Origin of the sequence: Citrobacter telavivensis (genome assembly GCA_009363175.1) — a bacterium.
GTDB classification, from domain to species: Bacteria; Pseudomonadota; Gammaproteobacteria; order Enterobacterales; family Enterobacteriaceae; genus Citrobacter_A; species Citrobacter_A telavivensis.
The window spans coordinates 2,991,375-3,012,914 of the sequence record CP045205.1; the positions used below are offsets into that span (position 1 = coordinate 2,991,375).

A 21,540-nucleotide genomic window follows, 5' to 3' on the forward strand; every position below is an offset into this window, starting at 1 on the left:
TTTATGATCGTTCGTTTGGTGATTTTCCCGCCGTTCAGGTTTCAGCGATTCGCGCTGTGCGTAGCGGACGGCAAATCAGCACCAGGGCCGCAGCGCTACAGAGCGGAAACAACGCCAGTAAAAGCCAGGGATAAATCGCTTGTGTTGACGGAACAAGCGCATTGTCCAGTAAACGACCAAGCAGCAAATTACCCGCCAGCACTGCGCATCCCCCTGCGGTGGAGAGCGCACCATAGTGTGCGCCCAACGTCGATTCATTGGCGAACTGAGGGATGACATCCTTTGCCGACGGTACCAGCAGCATCTGGCCCAGCGTTAATAGCGTGACCAGACAGACTGACGGTATTAACCGTAATCCTCCCTGCGGCGGTTCTGTCGCGGCAAAAAAGGCCACACTCGCAAACGCGGCTGAGAGCAACAAAAACCCCACAGGCAGTATCCTGACGGCACCAACCCGCCTCGCGACACGCGCGAGCGGAAGCTGAAATAAAATAATCAGTACCGAGGCCAGCATAAAGAGTGGACCGAGGTCCTTTTCACTGCCACCCGAACGCTGGAGCTCCACCGGCAAAGCCAGGTAGAGTTGGTTGTAGCTCAACAACCACGAACTGTAGGCGATGATAAAGGCAACGAAGCGAGGCTGACGAAAGGTCGTCCACCACGGGAGAATGTTGAGCGTCTGTTTGTTGTGGTCAGAGGCAGGCAGGAAGAAGTAGAGAACGATTAACGCGATAAGAAACACACCGGCCCCAGCCAGCGCGATTTGTCGAAAACCGATCCCCGTCATCAGCGCACCCATCGCCGGGCCGAGTACCGCGCCAAGCTCCCCACAAACCGCAAACAGGGCAAACCATTCCGCACGGCTGCGCTTTCCGCGGGCTTCGCTTTGCGTGCCTGCTTTTGCCAGCAGGGCTTCAATTGACGGGGAGAACAGCGCCCCGCCGATTCCCGTCAGACACGCGCCCAGAATGATGGGGCCCAGCGATTGTCCATAGGCCAGAAGCAGATAGCCCAGAACACGAACCATACAACCGAAGAGGATGACAATTTTTGCCCCGAAACGATCGGAGAGGGCGCCGCCGACAATAAACATTCCTTGCTGTGAGAAGGTGCGCAATCCCAGCACCAGCCCAATAAGTCCACCAGAGAGCAGCATATCGTCGCGCAGAAAGAGGGCGAGAAATGGCACGACCGCGTAAAAACCGATATTAAAGGCAAACTGGCTGCCCAGCAGAACAGGCGGGTGGAGGGTTGTGGCTGGTCGCAGGGACCACGCAGAGAGACGCATTACACGGCCTTACACCAGGAAGTGGATATGTTTTTTGCCATGGAAAGGCGAGATTTCGATTCGGGTCTTAACCCGGAAAACGTCCCAAAGCAGTTCCTCGCTCAGAATGTCCTGCGGCGTTCCCGTTGCCACAATCTGCCCACGTTGCATAACCATCAGCGAGTCACAGAACATAGACGCATGGTTGAGATCGTGGATAGCCACAATGCTGGTCACTGGCAGTTCACTGATCAGATGCATTAATTGCATTTGATGGTGAATATCCAGGTGGTTGGTGGGTTCGTCCAGTAGAATTTCGGTGGGGGCTTGCGCCAGCGCACGGGCGATATGTACCCGCTGGCGTTCACCGCCGGATAAACTGAGCCAACCTTGTTCGCATTTTTCCAGCATATCAACCCGCTGTAAGGCTGCGTTGACCGTTTCGTCGTCGTGCGTGCTCCAGTTAGAGAAGGGGGAGTGATGGGGAATGCGGCCAAGTTTTACGACATCACGCACGCGCATGTTTGCATCGGTCATGCCGTGTTGTTCAACGAAAGCTACCCGACGGGCAAGTTGCTTTTTGGGTATACGGGATAGGTTTTTTCCGTCCAGCGTCACGTTGCCGATATCCGGGCGACGTAATCCTGCCAGGATGCGTAAAAGTGATGATTTCCCACAACCGTTTGGCCCAAGTAATCCAACGGTCTTACCGGGCGCGACGTTGAGCGAGACATTGTTGACGATAACCTTTTTACCGACTTTCCAGGTCACATTTTCAGCGGCAATACTCATCACTTATTCCTTGAGCGGTAAATGATCACGGCAAAGAAGGGGACACCGACCAGGGCGGTTACCACGCCAACCGGCAAACTTTGCGGCGCTATCAATAAACGCGACGCGATATCCGCCAGCACCATCAGGATCGCGCCAGCAAGTGCGCTGGCAATAAGCAATGTGCGATGCAGCGGCCCAAAGAAGAAGCGCATGACATGTGGAACCACCAGCCCTACAAAACCAATTGAGCCAGCCATGCTGACGATAGTGGCGGTGATGAACGCGGTGGTGGTGAAAAGGGCAAGACGTACCCAGGGAACAGCAATCCCCAAAGACGCGGCGGCATCGTCGCCAAAGGTAAAGGCATCCAGCGCACGCGAATAGTAAAGGCATATTGCCAGTCCGGTCAGTACCACAATCAACGCTAACTGGAACTCAGGCCAGCGTACGCCGCTGAAACTGCCCAGCAGCCAGAACATCACGTCGCGAGCCTGTTGCGCGCTAGCGGAGGTGCTGATGGTATAAGCCGTGATGGCATTGAAGAGCTGGGAAGCCGCCACGCCAGCCAGAATAGTTCGTTCGTTACCCCCTCGCGCGCCGTTTGTCAGAAAGGCGACAAAGGCAAAGGCTGCAAATGCCCCGGCAAATGCGCCAGCAGAGAGGGAGACCGCGCCCGTACCAATCCCCAAAACAACAACGGAAACCGCACCGGTTGATGCGCCCGCAGATACCCCTAACACATAGGGTTCCGCCAGTGCATTCTTCAACAGACTTTGCAGTACTGCACCACAGATTGCGAGACCCGCCCCACAGCATGCCGCGACCAGCGCGCGGCTCAGGCGAAAGTCCCAAATCACACTTTCATAGATGCGGCTGAGCGGGATATCGGTGAGTCCCATTCTGTTGCTGATGGCGTAGAAAACGTCCCGCAGCGGGATAGACAACTCACCCACGCTGACCCCAGTGGCAATCGTGAGAAACAAAAGCAGGATAGCGAGTAAACATGAGCTGGTAAGAAGCAGACCCTGTCGTGTCTGAAGTACCGCAGATGTCATCAGTTCAGCCCCAGTTTTCTGAGCTGCTCGCCAACCTGTTCAGCACCGTAAAGGGTGCGGATAGTCGGGTTCATCGCCTGACCGTCCATAACCACAATATGGCCTTTTTTCACGGCGTCTAACTGACTGACGGCAGGATCGCTTTTCAGGAATTTGATTTTCTCTTCAGCGTTATCAAGCGCCCAGCGGTTACGGTCAAGGCTGGATACCACAATGACGTCCGGGTTGGCTGCGATAACGCTTTCCCAACTCACCGTCGGCCATTCTGTCTCAGAGGTGATGGCGTTGTGTCCACCCAGCACGTTGGCAATGAACCCGGAAGCACTGTTTTTACCGCCGACGTAAGCATCGGCAGAAGGGGATGCACTGGAGAACCAAAAAACAAAAGAGAGATCTTTCTTGCTGTTACCGAACTCCTGGCGGAGATCGGCTTCACGCTTTTTAAAATCGGCGATAACAGCCTGACCTCTGTCTTCCACATTGAAAATTTTCGCGAAATCTTCAATCTCTTTATAGAGATAGGTCATATCCCACAGGGTCTGACGACTGCCATATAAATCGCCGGCCGCTTTCTTTGTGGCGCACATGCCTGGCGATAAATAGCTGTTTACGCCGACGGTAAGCAAATCTTCACGTTTTGCTACCTTACTTTCAGGCCCTAATAACAAAGGTAACTGTGCGGGAACGAAATCCGGGTTTTGCGCAAGGATGGATTCAAGAGTGGGAATTTCTACCGTGAGCGTTTTGATTTTGGCATTTTGTTCAGCCAACTGAGGCAGCACTTTGGTCGGCCAAAATGCACTGGCGATCACGTTATTCTGCAAACCTAACAGCAGCAGAATCTCAACGGTATTCTGCCCGAGAGCCACGACGCGTTCTGGCGCTTTGGTGAACGTTTCAGTGTATCCACAGTTCTCCAGAGTCAGTGGATAGGTCGTTGCCTGAGCAGCACTGACGGACGCGAACACCATGCCGAATGCGCAAATGACTTTTTTCATTAACCGCTACCCTTCATTCAAATTATTATTAATGCAAATGAAACTCATTATTGAAGCGGGGTTTTATACAATGCAATATATTTGGTGTCAATGGGAGACATTGTCTGGCGCGGGATGAACAGGGGGACGGATAAGAATCGGGTAGAGAAATAAACGTTATCAAATTTAATTTAAAATAATGCGTTATTTGTGCGGCATTGCTGATAACGCATCGTCCTGACGTATTCATGCCATTAAACCGCTTTTCAGGTGTAACGGTGTCGCACTTGCTTTTCCAGTACCACAACACGGTTGATAATCAACGACCTGCCCCCACAATAAAGGTATGCGTTATACTTTTTTCTGGTCTTCAGGCATAACGGGATGGCGATGAAGAGACTCACCAATGAATTCAATGCGCTGGTTAATCGCGGCGTAGACCGACATTTGCGCCTCGCGGTCACCGGGCTGAGCCGGAGCGGAAAAACCGCATTTATCACCGCAATGGTTAACCAGTTATTGAATATCCATGCCGGGGCGCGATTGCCGCTGCTTAGCGCGGTGCGTGAAGAGCGCCTGCTCGGGGTGAAGCGGGTTCCCCAGCGCGATTTTGGCATTCCCCGCTTTACCTACGATGAAGGGCTGGCCCAGCTGTATGGCGATCCGCCGACGTGGCCGACGCCAACCCGCGGGGTCAGCGAAATTCGCCTGGCGCTACGCTATAAATCCAATGATTCTCTGCTGCGTCACTTCAAAGAGACGTCGACGCTGTATCTGGAGATTGTCGATTATCCCGGCGAATGGCTGCTCGACCTGCCGATGCTGGCGCAGGATTATCTGAGCTGGTCACGGCAGATGACCGGGTTGCTCACCGGACAGCGGGCAGAATGGTCGGCGAAATGGCGACAACTGACGCAAGGACTGGATCCGCTGGCAACCGCCGATGAGAATCGCCTGGCCGACATCGCGGCGGCGTGGACAGAATACCTGCATCAGTGCAAACAGCAGGGGTTGCATTTCATCCAGCCGGGGCGGTTCGTGCTGCCTGGTGATATGGCTGGCGCGCCGGCACTGCAATTTTTCCCCTGGCCGGATGTGGACGCGTGGGGGGAATCCAGACTGGCCCAGGCGGATAAACACACCAACGCCGGGATGCTGCGCGAACGCTTTAACTACTACTGCGAAAAGGTGGTGAAGGGGTTCTATAAGAACCACTTTTTGCGCTTCGACCGTCAGATCGTGCTGGTGGATTGTCTGCAACCACTCAACAGTGGGCCGCAGGCGTTCAACGATATGCGCCTTGCACTAACCCAACTGATGCAAAGTTTCCATTACGGACAGCGCACGTTGTTTCGTCGGCTGTTTTCTCCGGTGATAGACAAGTTGCTGTTTGCCGCCACCAAAGCGGACCACGTGACTATCGACCAGCACGCCAATATGGTGTCGCTGTTGCAGCAGTTGATTCAGGACGCCTGGCAGAACGCGGCGTTTGAGGGGATCAGCATGGATTGTCTGGGGCTGGCTTCCGTCCAGGCAACCACCAGCGGGTTGATTGACGTTAACGGCGAGAAGATCCCGGCGCTGCGCGGAAATCGCTTAAGCGACGGATCGCCCCTGACGGTCTACCCCGGCGAAGTGCCGGCACGACTGCCGGGACAGGCGTTCTGGGACAATCAGGGATTTCAGTTTGAAGCTTTTCGACCACAAAAGATGGATGTCGATAAGCCACTGCCGCACATTCGCCTGGATGCCGCGCTGGAGTTTTTAATAGGAGATAAATTGCGATGAGCGAACCGATAAAACCGCGGATTGATTTTGCCGGTCCGCTTGAAGTCGAGCAGAACCCGGCTTTTAAAGCGCAACAAACGTTTAGCGAGACGCAAGCCCAGTCCTTTGCCCCGGCCACCGTCGATGAGCCTCTGGAAGAAGAGGGGCAGGCCGAAGCGGTAATTGATGCGGCGCTGCGCCCGAAGCGCAGTTTGTGGCGCAAGATGGTGATGGGCGGTCTGGGGCTGTTCGGCGTAAGCGTGGTTGGACAGGGCGTACAGTGGACGATGAACGCCTGGCAAACGCAGGATTGGGTGGCGCTCGGTGGCTGCGCGGCCGGGGCGCTGATTATCGGCGCGGGCGTTGGATCGGTGGCAACCGAATGGCGACGCCTGTGGCGTTTGCGTCAGCGTGCGCATGAGCGCGATGAAGCGCGCGACCTGCTGCACAGTCACGGTGCCGGAAAAGGGCGGGCCTTCTGCGAGAAACTGGCGCAGCAGGCCGGAATCGATCAGTCGCATCCGGCGCTACAGCGCTGGTACGCCTCGATTCACGAAACGCAAAACGATCGCGAGGTGGTCAGCCTCTACGCCCATCTGGTTCAGCCGGTGCTCGATGCCCAGGCGCGGCGCGAAATCAGCCGTTCGGCGGCGGAGTCGACGCTGATGATCGCGGTCAGCCCGCTGGCGCTGGTGGATATGGCGTTTATTGCCTGGCGCAATCTGCGACTGATTAACCGTATTGCCACGCTGTACGGTATTGAGCTGGGCTATTACAGCCGTTTGCGTCTGTTCCGTCTGGTGTTGCTCAATATCGCCTTTGCCGGGGCCAGCGAGCTGGTGCGGGAAGTGGGGATGGATTGGATGTCGCAGGATCTCGCCGCGCGCCTGTCGACCCGTGCCGCGCAGGGGATTGGGGCAGGGCTGTTAACCGCGCGACTGGGGATCAAAGCGATGGAACTTTGCCGTCCGTTGCCATGGATAGATGATGACAAACCGCGTCTGGGGGATTTCCGTCGTCAGCTGGTCGGTCAGCTCAAAGAGACAGTGCAGAAAAACGGCTCCTCGCGAGAGAAATAATGTTGTCGCAGGCGTTGACCGCGTAACTTTACGCCGAAACGCCTGTTTTTCCGTCATGCTGTCAATATTTGTTGACAGAATCCTTCCTGCTTCCCCATTCCTGGCTTATCATCTTATCTATAGCTCATTATTCAGGTGAAGGTCCCCCCATGCGTCTGGAAGTCTTTTGTGAAGACCGACTCGGTCTGACTCGCGAATTACTCGATTTACTGGTGCTACGAAGCATAGATTTGCGCGGTATCGAGATTGACCCCATCGGGCGAATCTACCTTAACTTTGCCGAACTGGAGTTCACTAACTTCAGTAGCCTGATGGCTGAAATCCGCCGCATTGCGGGCGTTACCGACGTACGCACCGTACCGTGGATGCCGTCAGAGCGTGAACATCTGGCGCTCAGCGCGCTGCTTGAGGCGCTGCCTGAACCCGTCCTGTCGCTGGATCTGAAAAGTAAAATTGAGATGGCGAACCCGGCGAGTTGCCAGCTCTTTGCGCTAAATCCGGAGCGAATGCGCAACCACACCGCCGCGCAACTGATAAACGGTTTTAACTTCCAGCGCTGGCTGGAGGGCAATCCGCAGACCTCCCACAACGAACATGTGGTGATCAACGGGCAGAATTTCCTGATGGAAATCACACCGGTCTTTCTGCAAGGGGAAGCTGACGAAACCATGCTCACCGGGGCGGTGGTAATGCTACGTTCAACCATTCGGATGGGGCGTCAGTTGCAGAATCTGGCGACCCAGGATGTGAGCGCTTTCAGCCAGATCATCGCCGTCAGCGGCAAAATGAAACACGTTGTTGAACAGGCGCGCAAACTGGCAATGCTGAGTGCGCCGCTGCTGATTATCGGCGATACCGGCACCGGTAAAGATCTGTTTGCCCATGCCTGTCATCAGGCCAGCCTGCGTGCGGGTAAACCGTATCTGGCGCTCAACTGCGCCTCGATTCCTGAAGATGCGGTGGAAAGCGAACTGTTCGGCCATGCGCCGGAAGGCAAAAAAGGCTTCTTCGAGCAGGCGAACGGCGGTTCGGTGCTGCTTGATGAGATTGGCGAAATGTCGCCACGCATGCAGACTAAACTGCTGCGGTTCCTCAATGACGGCACGTTCCGCCGGGTGGGGGAAGATCATGAGGTCCATGTCGATGTGCGTGTGATCTGCGCGACGCAAAAGAATCTCGTTGAACTGGTGCAGAAAGGACTGTTCCGCGAAGATCTCTATTATCGCCTTAACGTGCTGACGCTGAATTTGCCGCCGCTGCGCGATTGTCCGCAGGATATCATGCCGCTGACCGAACTGTTCGTGGCGCGTTTTGCCGATGAACAGGGTGTCCCGCGCCCCAAACTGGCTGCCGATCTCAGTACGGTGTTGACCCGCTACGGCTGGCCAGGCAACGTGCGACAGTTGAAAAACGCCGTCTACCGGGCGCTGACGCAGCTTGAAGGTTACGAGCTGCGGCCGCAGGATATTTTGCTGCCGGATTACGATGCGACGACGGTTGCAGTCGGTGAAGATGCGATGGAAGGTTCTCTGGATGACATCACCAGCCGCTTTGAGCGCTCGGTGTTAACCCAGCTGTACCGCAGTTATCCAAGTACGCGCAAGCTGGCGAAACGTCTGGGGGTTTCTCATACCGCGATTGCGAATAAGCTGCGCGAATATGGCCTGAACCAGAAGAAGAGTGAAGAGTAAAAAAATGCCTCCGACAAAATGGAGGCATTTTTGTATGCCGGGATGACTTACGCTTTCAGCACTTCCAGTGCGGCGGCATAGTCAGGCTCGTTAGTGATTTCATTCACCAGTTGGCTGAAGATGACATTGTCATTTTCATCCAGAACCACCACCGCGCGAGCGGCCAGGCCTTTCAGAGGGCCTTCAGTGATTTCAACGCCGTAGTTTTTCAGGAACTCAGAGTTACGCAGCGTGGACAGCGTGATAACGTTGCTCAGACCTTCTGCGCCGCAGAAGCGGGACTGAGCAAACGGCAGGTCCGCAGACACACACAGTACGACGGTATTGTCGATTTCAGTGGCCAGTTGGTTAAACTTACGTACCGATGCCGCGCAAACGCCGGTATCGATGCTCGGGAAAATGTTCAGCACTTTGCGTTTGCCTGCAAACTGGCTCAGTGCGACGTCAGACAGATCTTTTGCCACGAGGGTAAAAGGCAGCGCTTTGCTACCCGCTTGAGGAATGGAGTTGGCGACTGCAACCGGGTTGCCCTGGAAATGAACGGTTTGTGACATGGTTATCTTCCTGTTTACATATAGTTAACGTCACAGCTAGTTTATGCCAACAGCCGATAACACGGCAAACGCTATTTCGGTGTAGCGCACAAACCACCACGTCATGGTTTAAGGAGAAAAAATGCGTTCTGTGAAGGTATACGAGGAAGCCTGGCCGTTACATACCCCCTTTGTGATTGCCCGTGGCAGCCGCAGCGAGGCGCGTGTCGGGGTGGTTGAACTGGAAGAAGAGGGCGTGAAAGGGACGGGCGAATGCACGCCCTATCCGCGCTACGGGGAAAGCGATGCGTCCGTGATGGCGCAAATCATGAGCATAGCGCCGCAACTGGAAAAAGGACTGACCCGGGACGCGCTACAGAAACTGCTTCCCGCCGGCGCGGCGCGTAACGCGGTTGACTGTGCATTGTGGGATCTGCATGCCCGTCAGCAGCAGCAAACGCTGACGGAAACGCTTGGCGTGGCGTTGCCCGAGACGATCGCCACTGCGCAGACCGTGGTGATTGGCACACCGGAACAAATGGCGGCCAGCGCGGCGGCGCTGTGGGAAGCCGGTGCAAGAGTGTTGAAGGTGAAACTGGACGATCGGTTGATCAGTGAACGCATGGTGGCGATTCGGTCGGCGGCACCGGAGGCGACCCTGATTGTCGATGCCAATGAGTCATGGCGGGCGGAAGGGCTGGCGGCGCGCTGTCAACTGTTAGCCGATCTCGGCGTGGCGATGCTGGAACAACCGCTTCCGGCGCAGGATGACGCGGCGCTGGAAAATTTCATCCATCCGCTGCCGGTCTGCGCGGATGAGAGTTGTCATACCCGTAGCAGCCTGAAAGCGCTGCACGGGCGCTATGAAATGGTCAATATCAAGCTGGACAAAACCGGTGGACTGACCGAGGCGCTGGCGCTGGCTACCGACGCACGCGAACAGGGATTTGCGCTGATGCTGGGTTGCATGCTTTGCACGTCACGGGCGATTACTGCCGCATTACCGCTGACGCCGCAGGTCAGTTTTGCCGATCTTGATGGCCCTACCTGGTTGGCTGTCGATGTCGAGCCCGCGCTGCACTTTACGACCGGACAACTTCATCTTTAGGATGCCAGCGCAGGAGCGTGGACATCGCCTGTAGATATTTCTCGCTGGCCTCATCGGATGAGATCGGCGGAAATTCCGCAGTGATGCAGTGTAATTCCAGGTCCGCACACCAGCTGCCGAAAGAGCCGGGCGTTTCGTAACCCACGCTGGTCACCAGCGGCAGTTCGAACGCCTGCGCCAGCCATTCACCGAGTTCACTGCTTTTGGGATCTTCAATGCAGGCCAGCGGGTCATGGAAGGAGACGACCCACGCGGGGTGAATGCGATGAATCAACTGACATAGCGCCTGAGTTTCCGGTTCCGAACCCGGATGCTCTCCCGTCAACAGCACCACGTCACGCGCTTGTGCAGCGCTGTTCCAGCGATAAACCGTCTCCCCGGCTTTCCAGTTGGCTGACGGAAAATTGCGATTGAGATCGACGCCGTTGGCGTTCGCACGTAAACCAAGCTGACAGCCGTCCGGGTTTACCGCGAGGATCACATGGTGGCGGCGCAGTGACGGCGTCAGCGTGCGCAGCGCGCAGGAGAGCGTGACCACCGACGCGTTTTCGTCACCGTGCGTTCCCGCAATAATCAAACCACTGTCGCGACTGGCGGCGGAAGCCGGAAACCAGATCAGCGGAGCCCCCAACAGTGAACGTCCATAATGTTCGGTTCCTGGCGGAAAGGCGCCGCGTTGTGCACGAGGGCGGGTAACGGTCATAAGCGTCTCTGAATTCAGGGATTATTACTCGCAGTGTTGTGCAAATCTGGCCGATAATCAAATCGTTTTCACACGCACTGATTTTTAGTCGTAATATCAATTTTCTGCAGGAAGTTGTTTGCATTTCCTTCAGGCGAAACAAATAATTACGCCATCGTGACTAAGCCGGATTGAGGGGACTCTATGAAGCACTCTGTTTCAGTAACCTGTTGTGCGCTGTTGGTTAGCAGCATTTCTCTGTCATATGCTGCGGATGTTCCCAGCACAACGGTACTGGCAGAGAAGCAGGAGCTGGTTCGCCATATAAAAGATGAACCTGCGACGCTTGACCCGGCAAAAGCCGTTGGACTGCCGGAAATTCAGGTTATTCGCGACCTGTATGAAGGGCTGGTGAACCAGAACGAGAAGGGCGAAATCGTGCCTGGCGTCGCCACGCAGTGGAAAAGCAACGACAATCGGATCTGGACGTTTACGCTGCGCGATAATGCGCGCTGGTCAGACGGTACCCCGGTGACCGCGCAGGATTTTGTCTATAGCTGGCAGCGGCTGGTAGATCCGAAAACGCTGTCACCTTTTGCCTGGTTTGCCGCGCTGGCGGGGGTGAATAACGCCCAGGCGATTATTGATGGCAAAATGACGCCCGATAAGCTCGGCGTGACCGCCATTGACGCTCGCACCCTGAAAGTACAACTGGATAAACCGCTGCCGTGGTTCGCCAATCTCACCGCCAGCTTTGCGTTTTATCCGGTACAAAAAGCCAACGTGGCAAGCGGTAAAGACTGGACCAAACCGGGCAATCTGATTGGTAACGGCGCCTATGTGCTGCAGGATCGCGTGGTGAATGAAAAGCTGGTGGTGGTGCCGAATACCCATTACTGGGATAACGGTAAAACGGTGCTGCAAAAGGTGACCTTCCTGCCTATCAATCAGGAGTCCTCAGCCACCAAACGTTACCTGGCGGGTGACATCGACATCACCGAGTCGTTCCCCAAAAATATGTACCAGAAGCTGTTGAAGGACATTCCTGGTCAGGTCTATACGCCACCCCAGTTGGGAACCTATTACTATGCGTTTAACACGCAAAAAGGCCCTACTGCGGATTCCCGCGTGCGTCTGGCGCTGAGCATGACCATCGATCGTCGCATTATGGCGGAGAAGGTGTTGGGGACCGGGGAAAAACCGGCCTGGCATTTTACGCCGGACGTCACTGCCGGCTTTACGCCTGAACCGTCGCCCTTTGAGCAAATGAGTCAGGAAGAGCTGAATGCGCAGGCGAAAACGCTGTTGCGTGCGGCGGGATACGGCCCGCAGAAGCCGCTGAATCTGACGCTGCTGTACAACACCTCTGAGAACCACCAGAAAATCGCCATCGCGGTAGCCTCGATGTGGAAGAAAAATTTAGGTGTGGATGTCAAGCTGCAAAACCAGGAGTGGAAAACCTACATCGACAGCCGTAACACCGGGAACTTCGATGTGATTCGCGCTTCCTGGGTGGGGGATTACAACGAGCCTTCCACCTTCCTGTCGCTGTTGACCTCAACACACTCCGGCAATATTTCCCGTTTTAACAACCCGGCGTATGACAAAGTCATCACCCAGGCGACGATGGAAAATACCGATAAAGCACGTAACGCGGATTACAATGCGGCGGAAAAAATCCTCATGGAGCAGGCTCCGATCGCGCCAATTTATCAGTACACCAACGGGCGCTTAATCAAACCGTGGCTGAAAGGGTATCCGATCATGAACCCGGAAGATGTGGCTTACAGCCGGACCATGTACATCATTAAGCACTAACAATCCGTCAGCGGGCGCGGGATCGCGCCTGCTGATTACACCGTGTAAATGCGAATATCATGTTCGCGAAACGCCTCGCAATACTCCTTGCTGATGTTCGCCTCAACCACAATAACGTCAATTTCACTGCTTCGGGCGACGACATAGCGAGCCACCGCCGGGATCTTGTCTGCCGTTAGCGCCACAATGGTTTCATTGCACTGTTGAAGCACCGCGCGCTTGAATTCACAGTCGGCATAATCGAACCCGGTCAGACCGGATTCTGGTGCCATCGCACAGCCGCCGATAAAGCCCTGATCAAACAACATTCCCTGAACCTGAGCGATCGCCGATGCGCCGACGCAACCGCCGGAAGAACGCTGCAACTGACCGCCGAGCATGATGACGTCATACAGCGGCTTTTTTAGCAGTACGGCAGCGATTTCCGGTGAATTGGTGACCACGGTCAGAGAGAGTTCTGCCGGGAGCGCTTCCGCCATTGCCAGGTTGGTCGTGCCGGTGTCGATAAAAATACAACTGCCTGATTTGACCAGTCGTGCACATTTTTGCGCGATGCTGCTCTTTTGATCGGGTTTCTTCGTTTTGCGGACCGCATAGTCACCGGCCTCTGGCAGCATCATTACCGCGCCGCCATACACTTTTTTGCAAATACCTTCCTTACTGAGTTCGTGAAGATCGCGGCGAATGGTGTGTTCCGACACGTTCAGTCGGGAGGCGAGGTCGCTGCATACCACACGCCCATTCTCCTGCAGGATCTGCTGAATCAGGGCTTGTCGTTGTTCCGGGAAAGCTGCATAATCGAGCATAATAAATCCTGAAAACCATATCATCGAGCAATAAAAAGCATGATCGGGCAAAACGATCGCTGCTGTCAACATTCTGACGGGCTGAGACGAGGTAAAACATGAAAATCGCACACATGGCGCTATGGACCACGGAACTGGAGGCACAGGCGCGCTTCTGGGCGGAGTTTTTTGGCGGTACGCTCAATGAAAAATACAGCAGCAAGAACAATCCCGGATTCGAGTCCTATTTTGTGCGCATCGGCGATGACATTGCCATTGAACTGATGACAAAACCGGGGTTGCGTGCTCAGCGACCGGATAACCAGACAACCGGATGGGTGCATCTGGCGATTGCGGTGGGTAGTGCAAAAAAAGTGGATATGCTGGCGAAAAAAGCACAGGCGCAGGGGATCCTCGTTTCGCCTCCACGTACCACCGGGGATGGTTACTATGAAGCGGTCATCAAGGACCCGGACGGGAATTTCATCGAAATTGTCGAGTGAGGAGAGGGATCCCCAGCCCCGGATCGCGATGTCCGGGGCTGGAATAGTAAACGTCACGAACCGCTACCGGTTTCATTGATATAGAGCGTCTGGCTCGGGAAGGCAAAGTCAGCACCATGATTCTGTACAATATCAATAATATTAAGATAAACCTGTTGCTGTACGGCCAGCCACTCTTCCCAGATCGTGGTGCGGGTAAAACAATACACCATGATATTTAACGAGGAGTCGCCAAAGCCATTGAAATAGACCAGCAGCGTTTGTTGCTGATCGATATCATTATGGGTTTGTAGCATCTGCCGTATATCAGCGACGATAGCACCGATTTTGCTGGCATCTTCGTAACGTAACCCGACAACCGTGTTGATTCGCCGGTTACTCATGCGGCCTGGGTTTTCGACGCTAATCGAGGAAAAAATCGAGTTGGGAACGTATAATGGCCGATGATCGAAAGTGGTGATTTTGGTCATCCGCCAGCCAATTTCCGTCACGGTGCCTTCAATATTGCGATCCGGAGATCGCACCCAGTCACCGATGCTGAAAGGGCGGTCGAAATAGAGCATGATTCCTGAAAAGAAATTGCTCAAAATATCTTTCCCGGCCATCCCGACCGCGATACCGCCAATTCCGCCGAAGGTCAGTAATCCCGACAGACTCATACCGAAGTGTTCGCCATACAGCAGAATGATGACGATAACGAGGGTTATCTTGATTATCCGCGATAAAATTCTCGCGCGGGTGATATCATGACCTTTATTTATTTGCGATTTTTCAAACTGGTTAATAAGCAGAAACAGTTTCAGGGTCAGAATCAGCGCAATCAGTGAAGTACAGACAAAGTCGACAAAACTGGATGAGATTGCGCTGATATGATAATGCGCAATGACCGTATTCGCGACGCTACCCAATGTACTAATGATCAGGGTGTAAATAAGAAACTGGATGACATGCAGAACAAACCCTTTCTTCTTTTTATTACCGTGATGAAACCAAAAATTCATCAGAATTAAGCTGAAAAGGCTACTTAAAATAACCGTCACATTGAAGATGTTTTTTACAAACAGGTCAGTAAACATCGTTATCCCCGGTATTCCGGTCCCTTTTAAATAACAGCAATATAGCCACAGTCTTAATCATGATACTCAGGATAAACAATTGAGTCATCAAAGAATCGTGGCGATAAATAGTGATATCGGCGCTTTCATACCAATAAGATTTCAATGTGACGCATTTGTGCGTGAAGACTTTTGCGCATTGTCATGGTATTGTTGCACTAAAGTAACGGACTTTCAGTAACAGAAGGGCATTATGATGATGGAAAAGCTAAAGACGGCGAAGGGCAAAAAGTTTCTGCTGTGCCTGCTGGGGGTGTTTATCATCGCCGCATCGGTTGTCACACGCGCCACGATCGGCGGGGTGATTGAACAGTATGATATTCCGCTTTCTGACTGGACGACGTCGATGTATATCATTCAGTCATCAATGATTTTCGTCTATAGCCTTGTTTTCACTGTGCTGCTCGCCATCCCGTTGGGGATTTATTTCCTCGGCGGTGAGGACAAACAATAAAAAAGGCCCGATTATTCGGGCCTTTGGTTTCTTTCACGACGCGTTAGTCGTCTTCATCGTCATCAAGTTCAACAGGCGTCTGGTACTGATCGGGCTTGATGACCAGCAGGTCGCAACGCAGGTGATCGATGACCTGTTCCGCCGTGTTGCCCAGGAACGCGGCGGAAATCCCGGTACGACCCACCGTCCCCAGAACCACAATCCCCGCCTGCAGATGTTCTGCTAAATCGGGGATCACCTCTTCCGGCAATCCTTTCTCGACGTGCGTGACTTTCTCGTCGATGCTGAATTTTTGCCGCAGCGCTTTCATTGCCAGCAGGTGCTGACCGCGAATCGCATCGTTATAGACGCTGGGATCAAATTCCGGCAGTTCAATGGCGATATTGATAGGGGTGACAGGGTAGGCCCCGACCAGATGCACCTCTGTATGGTTGACCTGCTCGGCGAGTTGTAGCGTCTCTTTCACCAGCTTTTCATTCAGCGCATTGTGGTAGGCCTCTTCGCTGGCGAGGTTTACCGCTACCAGCGCTTTACCGCCTTCCGGCCAGGGCTGGTCTTTTACCATCCACACCGGGCTTGGGCATTTACGCAGCAGATGCCAGTCGGTCGGTGTAAAGATAACCGCTTCCAGTCTGTCATGCTGGTGCGCCATCTTCAGCACCAGATCGTGCCCGGCGCTAATGACTTCCTGAATAATGGCTTCAAAAGGACGGTTGTGCCAGACCACTTTAATGTCAACAGGAACGCCTGCTTCGATGTAGTATTTTGCTTGTTCGCGTATCCAGGCTGTCCGCTGACTAATGACGCCCTGACGCATGGCTGTACGCTCATCAGGCGACAGCAGGGTGGTCATCTCGTAGGAAAAGTCGTAGATCGGCAAAAAGGCTTTAATTTTGCCACCAATCCGTTGATGCAAATAAACCGCACGCCGTAACGCAGGTTGATCGTCCTGATTCGGATCGATAACCACCAGCATGTTTTGATACATAGCCATACAGGGTCTCCTTACAACTGTCATCGCAGTTTGTAACTAAAAGAGTAACCCAAGAATGTGAATTGAAACAGGGAAGAACCTTCTGTCAGATCAATAAATCAGGAAAATTTAGCGATTCGACAGAAGGGTTTCAGAAGGGTTGCGGAAAGATTAAGCAACGTTACGGGTGTGTCCGGCGAGTACCGCCAGCGCATCACTGTTTTCGATGGTGATGTATTTCCCTTTCACCGCCAGCATCCCGCTCTTCTGGAAACGACCCAGCAAACGGCTGATCGTTTCAACGGTCAGGCCCAGGTAGTTACCGATATCCCCACGGGTCATGGTCAGTCGGAATTCACGTGGAGAGAAGCCTCGCTGCGCGAAGCGACGGGACAGGTTATAGATAAATGCCGCCAGACGCTCTTCCGCGTTTTTCTTCGACAGCAACAGGATCATATCCTGGTCGCCTTTGATCTCACCACTCATCAGACGCATCATCTGCTGACGCAGGTTCGGCATTTTGCCGGACAGATCATCAAGTGTCTCAAACGGGATTTCGCAGACCATTGAGGTTTCCAGTGCCTGCGCAAAACTCGGATGATGACCGCTACCGATCGCGTCGAAACCGACCAGGTCGCCCGCGAGGTGGAAGCCTGTTATCTGCTCATCGCCTTGTTCAGTAATGGTATAGCTCTTGATCGTACCGGAACGAATGGCATAGAGCGATTTCAGCTCATCACCCGCCTTAAACAGCGTCTGGCCTTTCTGGATCGGCTTTTTACGCTCGATGATATTATCAAGCTGATCAAGCTCATGCTCGTTAAGTGTGAACGGGATGCAAAGCTGGCTGATACTGCAATCCTGGCAATGGATAGCACAACCGCCAGACTGAATGCGCCGTATAATTCGCTTTTCCGGGATCATAGGTCTGCTCAAGCCGTAATTGATATTTGTCAATTTTAACATCTTTTTGGTGAGCACGTAAGTCTGAGCTAACCCCAATAGCGGATAATTCTGGTATACGTGAGCAAATTATTTCTATCTCTTTGAAAATCCATACTTTCCGTGTGGCGTCTTTACGTAAAAGTGTGAGCAAGAAGGCACGAATTGCCTGGATATTACAGCAACAGGTAACCTTCATGGCGCAACAGCCACTCTTTCCGCTGCACGCCGCCAGCATAACCGGTCATGGTGCCGTTGCGTCCGATGACGCGGTGGCAGGGCACCACAATGCTGATTGGATTCGAACCGTTCGCCGCGCCAACCGCCCGCGCGGCCCCAGGACGTCCCAATTGTTCAGCCAACTGGCCGTAGTGCATCACCTGACCACAAGGAATGGTGCGTAATGTCTGCCAGACTTCCCGCTGAAAAGGGGTACCGCCGGTGGCGGTAGGCAGCGAATCGATCGCGCTGAGGTTGCCGGCAAAGTAGTCGGCAAGTTTATCGCACAGGCCGCCCGGATTCGTCGCGCTGATGCGGGTATAACCTTCGGCGCGGTAATGGATATCCAGCAGTTGCACCATACGATCGCTGTACTGTTCCCACTCGATGGCGCGCAGCCTGTATTGCTCATCGCAAATCACCCAAAGCGGACCCAGCGGGGTCATCATTTTCTCTTCCAGTAGTGTCAGCATCGGTTGCCTCGTTGGCATGCAGTCGGTGGGCGTCAACGTATCATGGTCGTCGTCAGCAGCGCTATACCTCTGATTTGGGATAAAAAAATAGAGCCTGTCGACATCCGCCAGACTCTACAGTACACACAGCAGTTTATCCTTCATGTGTTCCCGTTATTATTCCGTGTGGCGGGTAATGTCTTATAGCAAGAACCGTTTACTGATGCCAGCCATCATGGGTGATTGATTTCACGAAAATCTAAGTTAAATCAAATGGATTTTAGAATCACTCAATATGAGTTAATCATGGATAAAATCGACGGTACTTAGTGCATCATGGGTTTATGACATCCCGATGTTTACTGGAAACATCTGTAAACCGTTGTCGCCCTTCTGGGCGACGGTTATGATAGTGGCTGTCTTTAAAAGCGGGAGGACGGAGCATGAACCTTGACGACAAATCATTATTTCTTGACGCCATGGAGGATGTTCAGCCGCTGAAACGTTGCGCCGACGTACACTGGCAACCCGTGCGCAATACGCGTACCCCGCAGCGCATTGATACACTCCAACTGGATAATTTTTTCACCACCGGTTTTCTGGAGGTCGTCCCGCTGACGCAGCCGCTGGCGTTTCGTCGCGAGGGATTGCAGCAGGGCGTGCTCGATAAACTGCACACAGGGAAGTACAGCCAGCAGGCGAGCCTGAACCTGTTGCGTCAACCGGTGGAAGCGTGCCGCCAACAGCTGTTCAGTTTTCTTCTCCAGTCGTTACAGGATGGTCTGCGTAACGTACTGATCATTCATGGTAAAGGACGAGACAATAACTCACATGCCAACATCGTACGCAGCTACGTGGCGCGCTGGTTGACCGAATTCGACGACGTTCAGGCGTATTGCACGGCGCTGCCGCATCATGGCGGCAGCGGGGCGTGTTACGTGGCGCTGCGCAAGACCGCACAGGCGAAGCAGGAAAACTGGGAACGCCACGCCAAGCGAAGCCGTTAATGCAGCAACAGCGACAGCTCCTGCGCGGCTTTCTGCAACTCAGGCAGCACCCGGTTGCGCAACTCGTCCGCCGTCACCTGGCCGGCATGTACTCCCACGTTCAACGCGGCCTGAACCTGGCCCTGACTGTTCATCAGCGGTACGGCAATGGATCGCAGCCCCATCTCCAGTTCCTGATCGTTTAGCGCATAGCCCTGTTGCCGCACTTTCTTCAGTTCGGCGCGCAGGGCGGGGACGGAATCCACGGTCTGCGAGGTGTAGCGGATCATGGTGATGCGACCGAGCATGTCGTTCAGCTTGTCCTCAGAAAGATGACTGAGCAGCACGCGTCCCATTGAAGTGGACCACGCGGGCAGTCGACTGCCGATGTCCAGATCGATGGTCATAATGCGTGAACTGGAGGCGCGGGCGATATACAAAATATCGTCACCGTCGAGGGTGGCGATGGAACAGGACTCATTGAGCATTTCGCTCAGATGCTTCAGAACCGGTTGCGTCGCACGTGCCAGCGGCGTAGAGGCCAGATAAGCATGTCCCAGCGCCAGGATCCGTGGGCGTAATTCAAAATTTTTTCCATCTTCGGCATAGACAAATCCCAGTTTTCCCAGCGTATACAGACAGCGTCTGACCGCCGCGCGCGGTATCCCGGTTTTCTGGCTAATCTGCGATATTGACATAACCCGCCGTTGCGGCGTAAACGCCTGAATCACCTCCAGCCCACGCGCCAGTGAAGCCATGTAGTTAGGGTCGCCCTTGAACGGATCGGCCTCATTGTTCAGTCGGTCATCAGGATGTTTTTCCACTGTTTTCCTCTCGTTGTTCGCCACGGATCACATTCTTCGTACAAATATAAATGATGTTCGATAATCGCACCATATTTCGATTATCGCCCTTGCCTGACTTCGTTAAGTGGGTCACATTTTGTGCGAACAACGCAAAAATGTGCGAAATACGCACCAAAAGGAGCGAGCTGATGATTGATAAAAGTGTGCCTTCGCTGGAGGAGGCCATCGCCGGGATCCCGGATGGTGCCACCATCATGATTGGGGGCTTTGGTACCGCCGGACAACCCACCACGTTGATCGATGCGCTCATTGCGCAGGGGGCTCGCGACCTCACCATCATCAATAACAATGCGGGCAACGGTGAAATCGGTCTGGCGGCGCTGTTGAAGGCCAGACGCGTGCGCAAAATGATCTGCTCCTTTCCGCGTCAGGTGGATTCACAGGTTTTTGACGCACTGTATCGCCGCGGCGAGGTTGAGCTGGAACTGGTGCCGCAGGGGAATCTGGCGGCGCGGATTCAGGCCGCCGGGGCCGGACTGGGAGCCATTTATACGCCGACAGGCTACGGCACCCCGCTGGCGGAAGGTAAAGAAACTCGCCGCATCGAGGGGAAAAACTATGTACTCGACTATCCGATCAAAGCCGATTTTGCTCTGATTAAGGCGCACCAGGCCGATCGCTGGGGAAATCTGGTGTATCGAAAAGCGGCGCGCAATTTTGGCCCCATCATGGCGACTGCCGCGCAAACCACCGTGGTGGAGGTGAATCAGATTGTCCCGCTGGGCGAACTCGATCCCGAGCACGTCATCACGCCCGGTATTTTTGTCCAGCGCGTGTTTTCTCTGGAAAACCTCACCCACGCTGCGCTGCGCGCGTAAGGAGTAAATGATGAAGAAATTATCCCGTGACGAAATGGCCAGACGCGTGGCGCAGGATATTCCGGAAGGAGCATACGTCAATCTGGGGATCGGCTTGCCGACCCGCATCGCCAACTACCTGCCGGCGGAAAAAGAGATTTTCCTGCACAGTGAAAATGGCCTGCTCGGGATGGGGCCAAAACCCGCAGAAGGGGAAGAAGATCCGGAACTGATTAACGCCGGAAAAGAGTACGTCACCTTGTTGCAGGGCGGTTGCTTTTTCCACCACGGCGACTCTTTCGCCATGATGCGTGGCGGACACCTCGATATCTGCGTGCTGGGGGCGTATCAGGTCTCTGCATCAGGGGATCTTGCCAACTGGAGTACCGGTGCGCCGGACGCCATTCCCGCCGTGGGCGGCGCGATGGATCTGGCGATCGGTGCGCGCCAGGTTTTCGTGATGATGGACCATCTGACCCGCGACGGTGAGTGCAAACTGGTTGAGTACTGCTCCTACCCACTGACGGGCATGGGCTGTGTCAGCCGTATCTATACCGACCTGGCAGTGATCGACATTACCGACACGGGGCCGGTTGTCCGGGAGATTTTCAACGGTCTCTCTTTTGAGGAGTTGCAGCGTCTGACGCCGGTAACGCTGAGCTGTGAACCGCTGGCGCAAAGCGCATAAGGAACTATG

Annotated in this window: 22 protein-coding genes; 10 read left to right on the top strand and 12 right to left on the bottom strand. The window is 54.2% G+C overall.

Annotated elements, in window-relative coordinates:
• Positions 1-34: 34 nt before the first annotated feature.
• Genes GBC03_16620 through GBC03_16635 form a run of 4 tightly spaced genes read right to left on the bottom strand, consistent with a single transcriptional unit; the run spans position 35 to position 4,094 of the window.
• The gene (locus tag GBC03_16620; GenBank protein QFS71711.1) at positions 35-1,288 is read right to left on the bottom strand and encodes an MFS transporter; all 1,254 of its coding nucleotides are present in this window, start codon (positions 1,286-1,288) and stop codon (positions 35-37) included.
• 9 nt (positions 1,289-1,297) lie between these two features.
• Entirely contained in the window at positions 1,298-2,059 is a 762-nt protein-coding gene (locus GBC03_16625) for an ATP-binding cassette domain-containing protein (protein QFS71712.1), read from the bottom strand.
• Positions 2,059-3,096, bottom strand: a complete 1,038-nt coding sequence (locus GBC03_16630) for an iron chelate uptake ABC transporter family permease subunit (protein QFS71713.1) — start codon at positions 3,094-3,096, stop codon at positions 2,059-2,061. Before GBC03_16630 ends, GBC03_16625 begins: the two co-directional genes overlap by 1 nt.
• Positions 3,096-4,094: an ABC transporter substrate-binding protein gene (locus tag GBC03_16635; GenBank protein ID QFS71714.1), complete on the bottom strand. Its 999-nt coding sequence runs from the start codon at positions 4,092-4,094 to the stop codon at positions 3,096-3,098. The genes GBC03_16630 and GBC03_16635 overlap by 1 nt, the downstream gene beginning before the upstream one ends.
• Positions 4,095-4,463: 369 nt before the next feature.
• Here GBC03_16635 and GBC03_16640 point away from each other — a divergent pair, with 369 nt between their 5' ends.
• The 3 genes from GBC03_16640 to tyrR all read left to right on the top strand — a co-directional run bounded on the left by GBC03_16640 (position 4,464) and on the right by tyrR (position 8,610).
• Entirely contained in the window at positions 4,464-5,861 is a 1,398-nt protein-coding gene (locus tag GBC03_16640; protein QFS71715.1) for a YcjX family protein, read from the top strand.
• Positions 5,858-6,919 carry a TIGR01620 family protein gene (locus tag GBC03_16645; GenBank protein QFS71716.1) on the top strand — a complete coding sequence of 354 codons (1,062 nt, stop codon included), beginning with the start codon at positions 5,858-5,860 and terminating at the stop codon, positions 6,917-6,919. Before GBC03_16640 ends, GBC03_16645 begins: the two co-directional genes overlap by 4 nt.
• 149 nt (positions 6,920-7,068) lie before the next feature.
• Positions 7,069-8,610: a transcriptional regulator TyrR gene (tyrR, locus tag GBC03_16650; protein QFS71717.1), complete on the top strand. Its 1,542-nt coding sequence runs from the start codon at positions 7,069-7,071 to the stop codon at positions 8,608-8,610.
• A 47-nt stretch (positions 8,611-8,657) separates the two neighbouring features.
• Here tyrR and GBC03_16655 read toward each other — a convergent pair whose 3' ends face one another.
• Positions 8,658-9,164: a thiol peroxidase gene (locus GBC03_16655; protein QFS71718.1), complete on the bottom strand. Its 507-nt coding sequence runs from the start codon at positions 9,162-9,164 to the stop codon at positions 8,658-8,660.
• Between the two features lie 121 nt (positions 9,165-9,285).
• On the opposite strand from GBC03_16655, the gene GBC03_16660 reads away from it, so the two are divergent.
• On the top strand, positions 9,286-10,251 hold the full coding sequence (locus tag GBC03_16660) for an L-Ala-D/L-Glu epimerase (GenBank protein ID QFS71719.1): 966 nt from the start codon (positions 9,286-9,288) through the stop codon (positions 10,249-10,251).
• Here GBC03_16660 and mpaA read toward each other — a convergent pair.
• On the bottom strand, positions 10,226-10,954 hold the full coding sequence (gene mpaA / locus GBC03_16665; protein ID QFS71720.1) for a murein tripeptide amidase MpaA: 729 nt from the start codon (positions 10,952-10,954) through the stop codon (positions 10,226-10,228). The genes GBC03_16660 and mpaA overlap by 26 nt on opposite strands.
• 183 nt (positions 10,955-11,137) lie before the next feature.
• Here mpaA and GBC03_16670 point away from each other — a divergent pair, with 183 nt between their 5' ends.
• Positions 11,138-12,751, top strand: coding sequence for an oligopeptide ABC transporter substrate-binding protein OppA (locus GBC03_16670; protein ID QFS71721.1), 1,614 nt, complete (start codon positions 11,138-11,140; stop codon positions 12,749-12,751).
• A 35-nt stretch (positions 12,752-12,786) separates the two neighbouring features.
• Here GBC03_16670 and GBC03_16675 read toward each other — a convergent pair whose 3' ends face one another.
• Positions 12,787-13,557: a DeoR family transcriptional regulator gene (locus tag GBC03_16675; GenBank protein QFS71722.1), complete on the bottom strand. Its 771-nt coding sequence runs from the start codon at positions 13,555-13,557 to the stop codon at positions 12,787-12,789.
• A 98-nt stretch (positions 13,558-13,655) separates the two neighbouring features.
• On the opposite strand from GBC03_16675, the gene GBC03_16680 reads away from it, so the two are divergent.
• The gene (locus GBC03_16680) at positions 13,656-14,039 is read left to right on the top strand and encodes a glyoxalase/bleomycin resistance/extradiol dioxygenase family protein (GenBank protein QFS71723.1); all 384 of its coding nucleotides are present in this window, start codon (positions 13,656-13,658) and stop codon (positions 14,037-14,039) included.
• Between the two features lie 53 nt (positions 14,040-14,092).
• Here GBC03_16680 and GBC03_16685 read toward each other — a convergent pair whose 3' ends face one another.
• Positions 14,093-15,115 carry a mechanosensitive ion channel gene (locus GBC03_16685; protein ID QFS71724.1) on the bottom strand — a complete coding sequence of 341 codons (1,023 nt, stop codon included), beginning with the start codon at positions 15,113-15,115 and terminating at the stop codon, positions 14,093-14,095.
• 232 nt (positions 15,116-15,347) lie between these two features.
• On the opposite strand from GBC03_16685, the gene GBC03_16690 reads away from it, so the two are divergent.
• Positions 15,348-15,608 carry a DUF2534 family protein gene (locus GBC03_16690; protein ID QFS71725.1) on the top strand — a complete coding sequence of 87 codons (261 nt, stop codon included), beginning with the start codon at positions 15,348-15,350 and terminating at the stop codon, positions 15,606-15,608.
• Positions 15,609-15,651: 43 nt separating this feature from the next.
• Here the strand turns inward: GBC03_16690 and uspE are convergent, their stop codons facing one another.
• The 3 genes from uspE to GBC03_16705 all read right to left on the bottom strand — a co-directional run bounded on the left by uspE (position 15,652) and on the right by GBC03_16705 (position 18,215).
• Positions 15,652-16,602 carry a universal stress protein UspE gene (uspE, locus tag GBC03_16695; GenBank protein QFS71726.1) on the bottom strand — a complete coding sequence of 317 codons (951 nt, stop codon included), beginning with the start codon at positions 16,600-16,602 and terminating at the stop codon, positions 15,652-15,654.
• Positions 16,603-16,752: 150 nt separating this feature from the next.
• Complete coding sequence (gene fnr / locus GBC03_16700) at positions 16,753-17,505, bottom strand: fumarate/nitrate reduction transcriptional regulator Fnr (GenBank protein QFS71727.1); 753 nt, start codon at positions 17,503-17,505, stop codon at positions 16,753-16,755.
• 194 nt (positions 17,506-17,699) lie between these two features.
• Positions 17,700-18,215, bottom strand: a complete 516-nt coding sequence (locus GBC03_16705; protein ID QFS71728.1) for a methylated-DNA--[protein]-cysteine S-methyltransferase — start codon at positions 18,213-18,215, stop codon at positions 17,700-17,702.
• Between the two features lie 422 nt (positions 18,216-18,637).
• Here GBC03_16705 and smrA point away from each other — a divergent pair, with 422 nt between their 5' ends.
• Positions 18,638-19,201: a DNA endonuclease SmrA gene (gene smrA / locus GBC03_16710; GenBank protein QFS71729.1), complete on the top strand. Its 564-nt coding sequence runs from the start codon at positions 18,638-18,640 to the stop codon at positions 19,199-19,201.
• Here the strand turns inward: smrA and GBC03_16715 are convergent.
• Positions 19,198-20,004 carry a helix-turn-helix domain-containing protein gene (locus tag GBC03_16715; GenBank protein ID QFS71730.1) on the bottom strand — a complete coding sequence of 269 codons (807 nt, stop codon included), beginning with the start codon at positions 20,002-20,004 and terminating at the stop codon, positions 19,198-19,200. The two genes, smrA and GBC03_16715, sit on opposite strands and share 4 nt — an antisense overlap.
• Positions 20,005-20,174: 170 nt before the next feature.
• Here GBC03_16715 and GBC03_16720 point away from each other — a divergent pair, with 170 nt between their 5' ends.
• Positions 20,175-20,864, top strand: a complete 690-nt coding sequence (locus GBC03_16720; protein ID QFS71731.1) for a 3-oxoacid CoA-transferase subunit A — start codon at positions 20,175-20,177, stop codon at positions 20,862-20,864.
• A gap of 10 nt (positions 20,865-20,874) precedes the next feature.
• On the top strand, positions 20,875-21,531 hold the full coding sequence (locus tag GBC03_16725) for a 3-oxoacid CoA-transferase subunit B (GenBank protein ID QFS74034.1): 657 nt from the start codon (positions 20,875-20,877) through the stop codon (positions 21,529-21,531).
• The last annotated feature ends 9 nt before the right edge of the window (positions 21,532-21,540 follow it).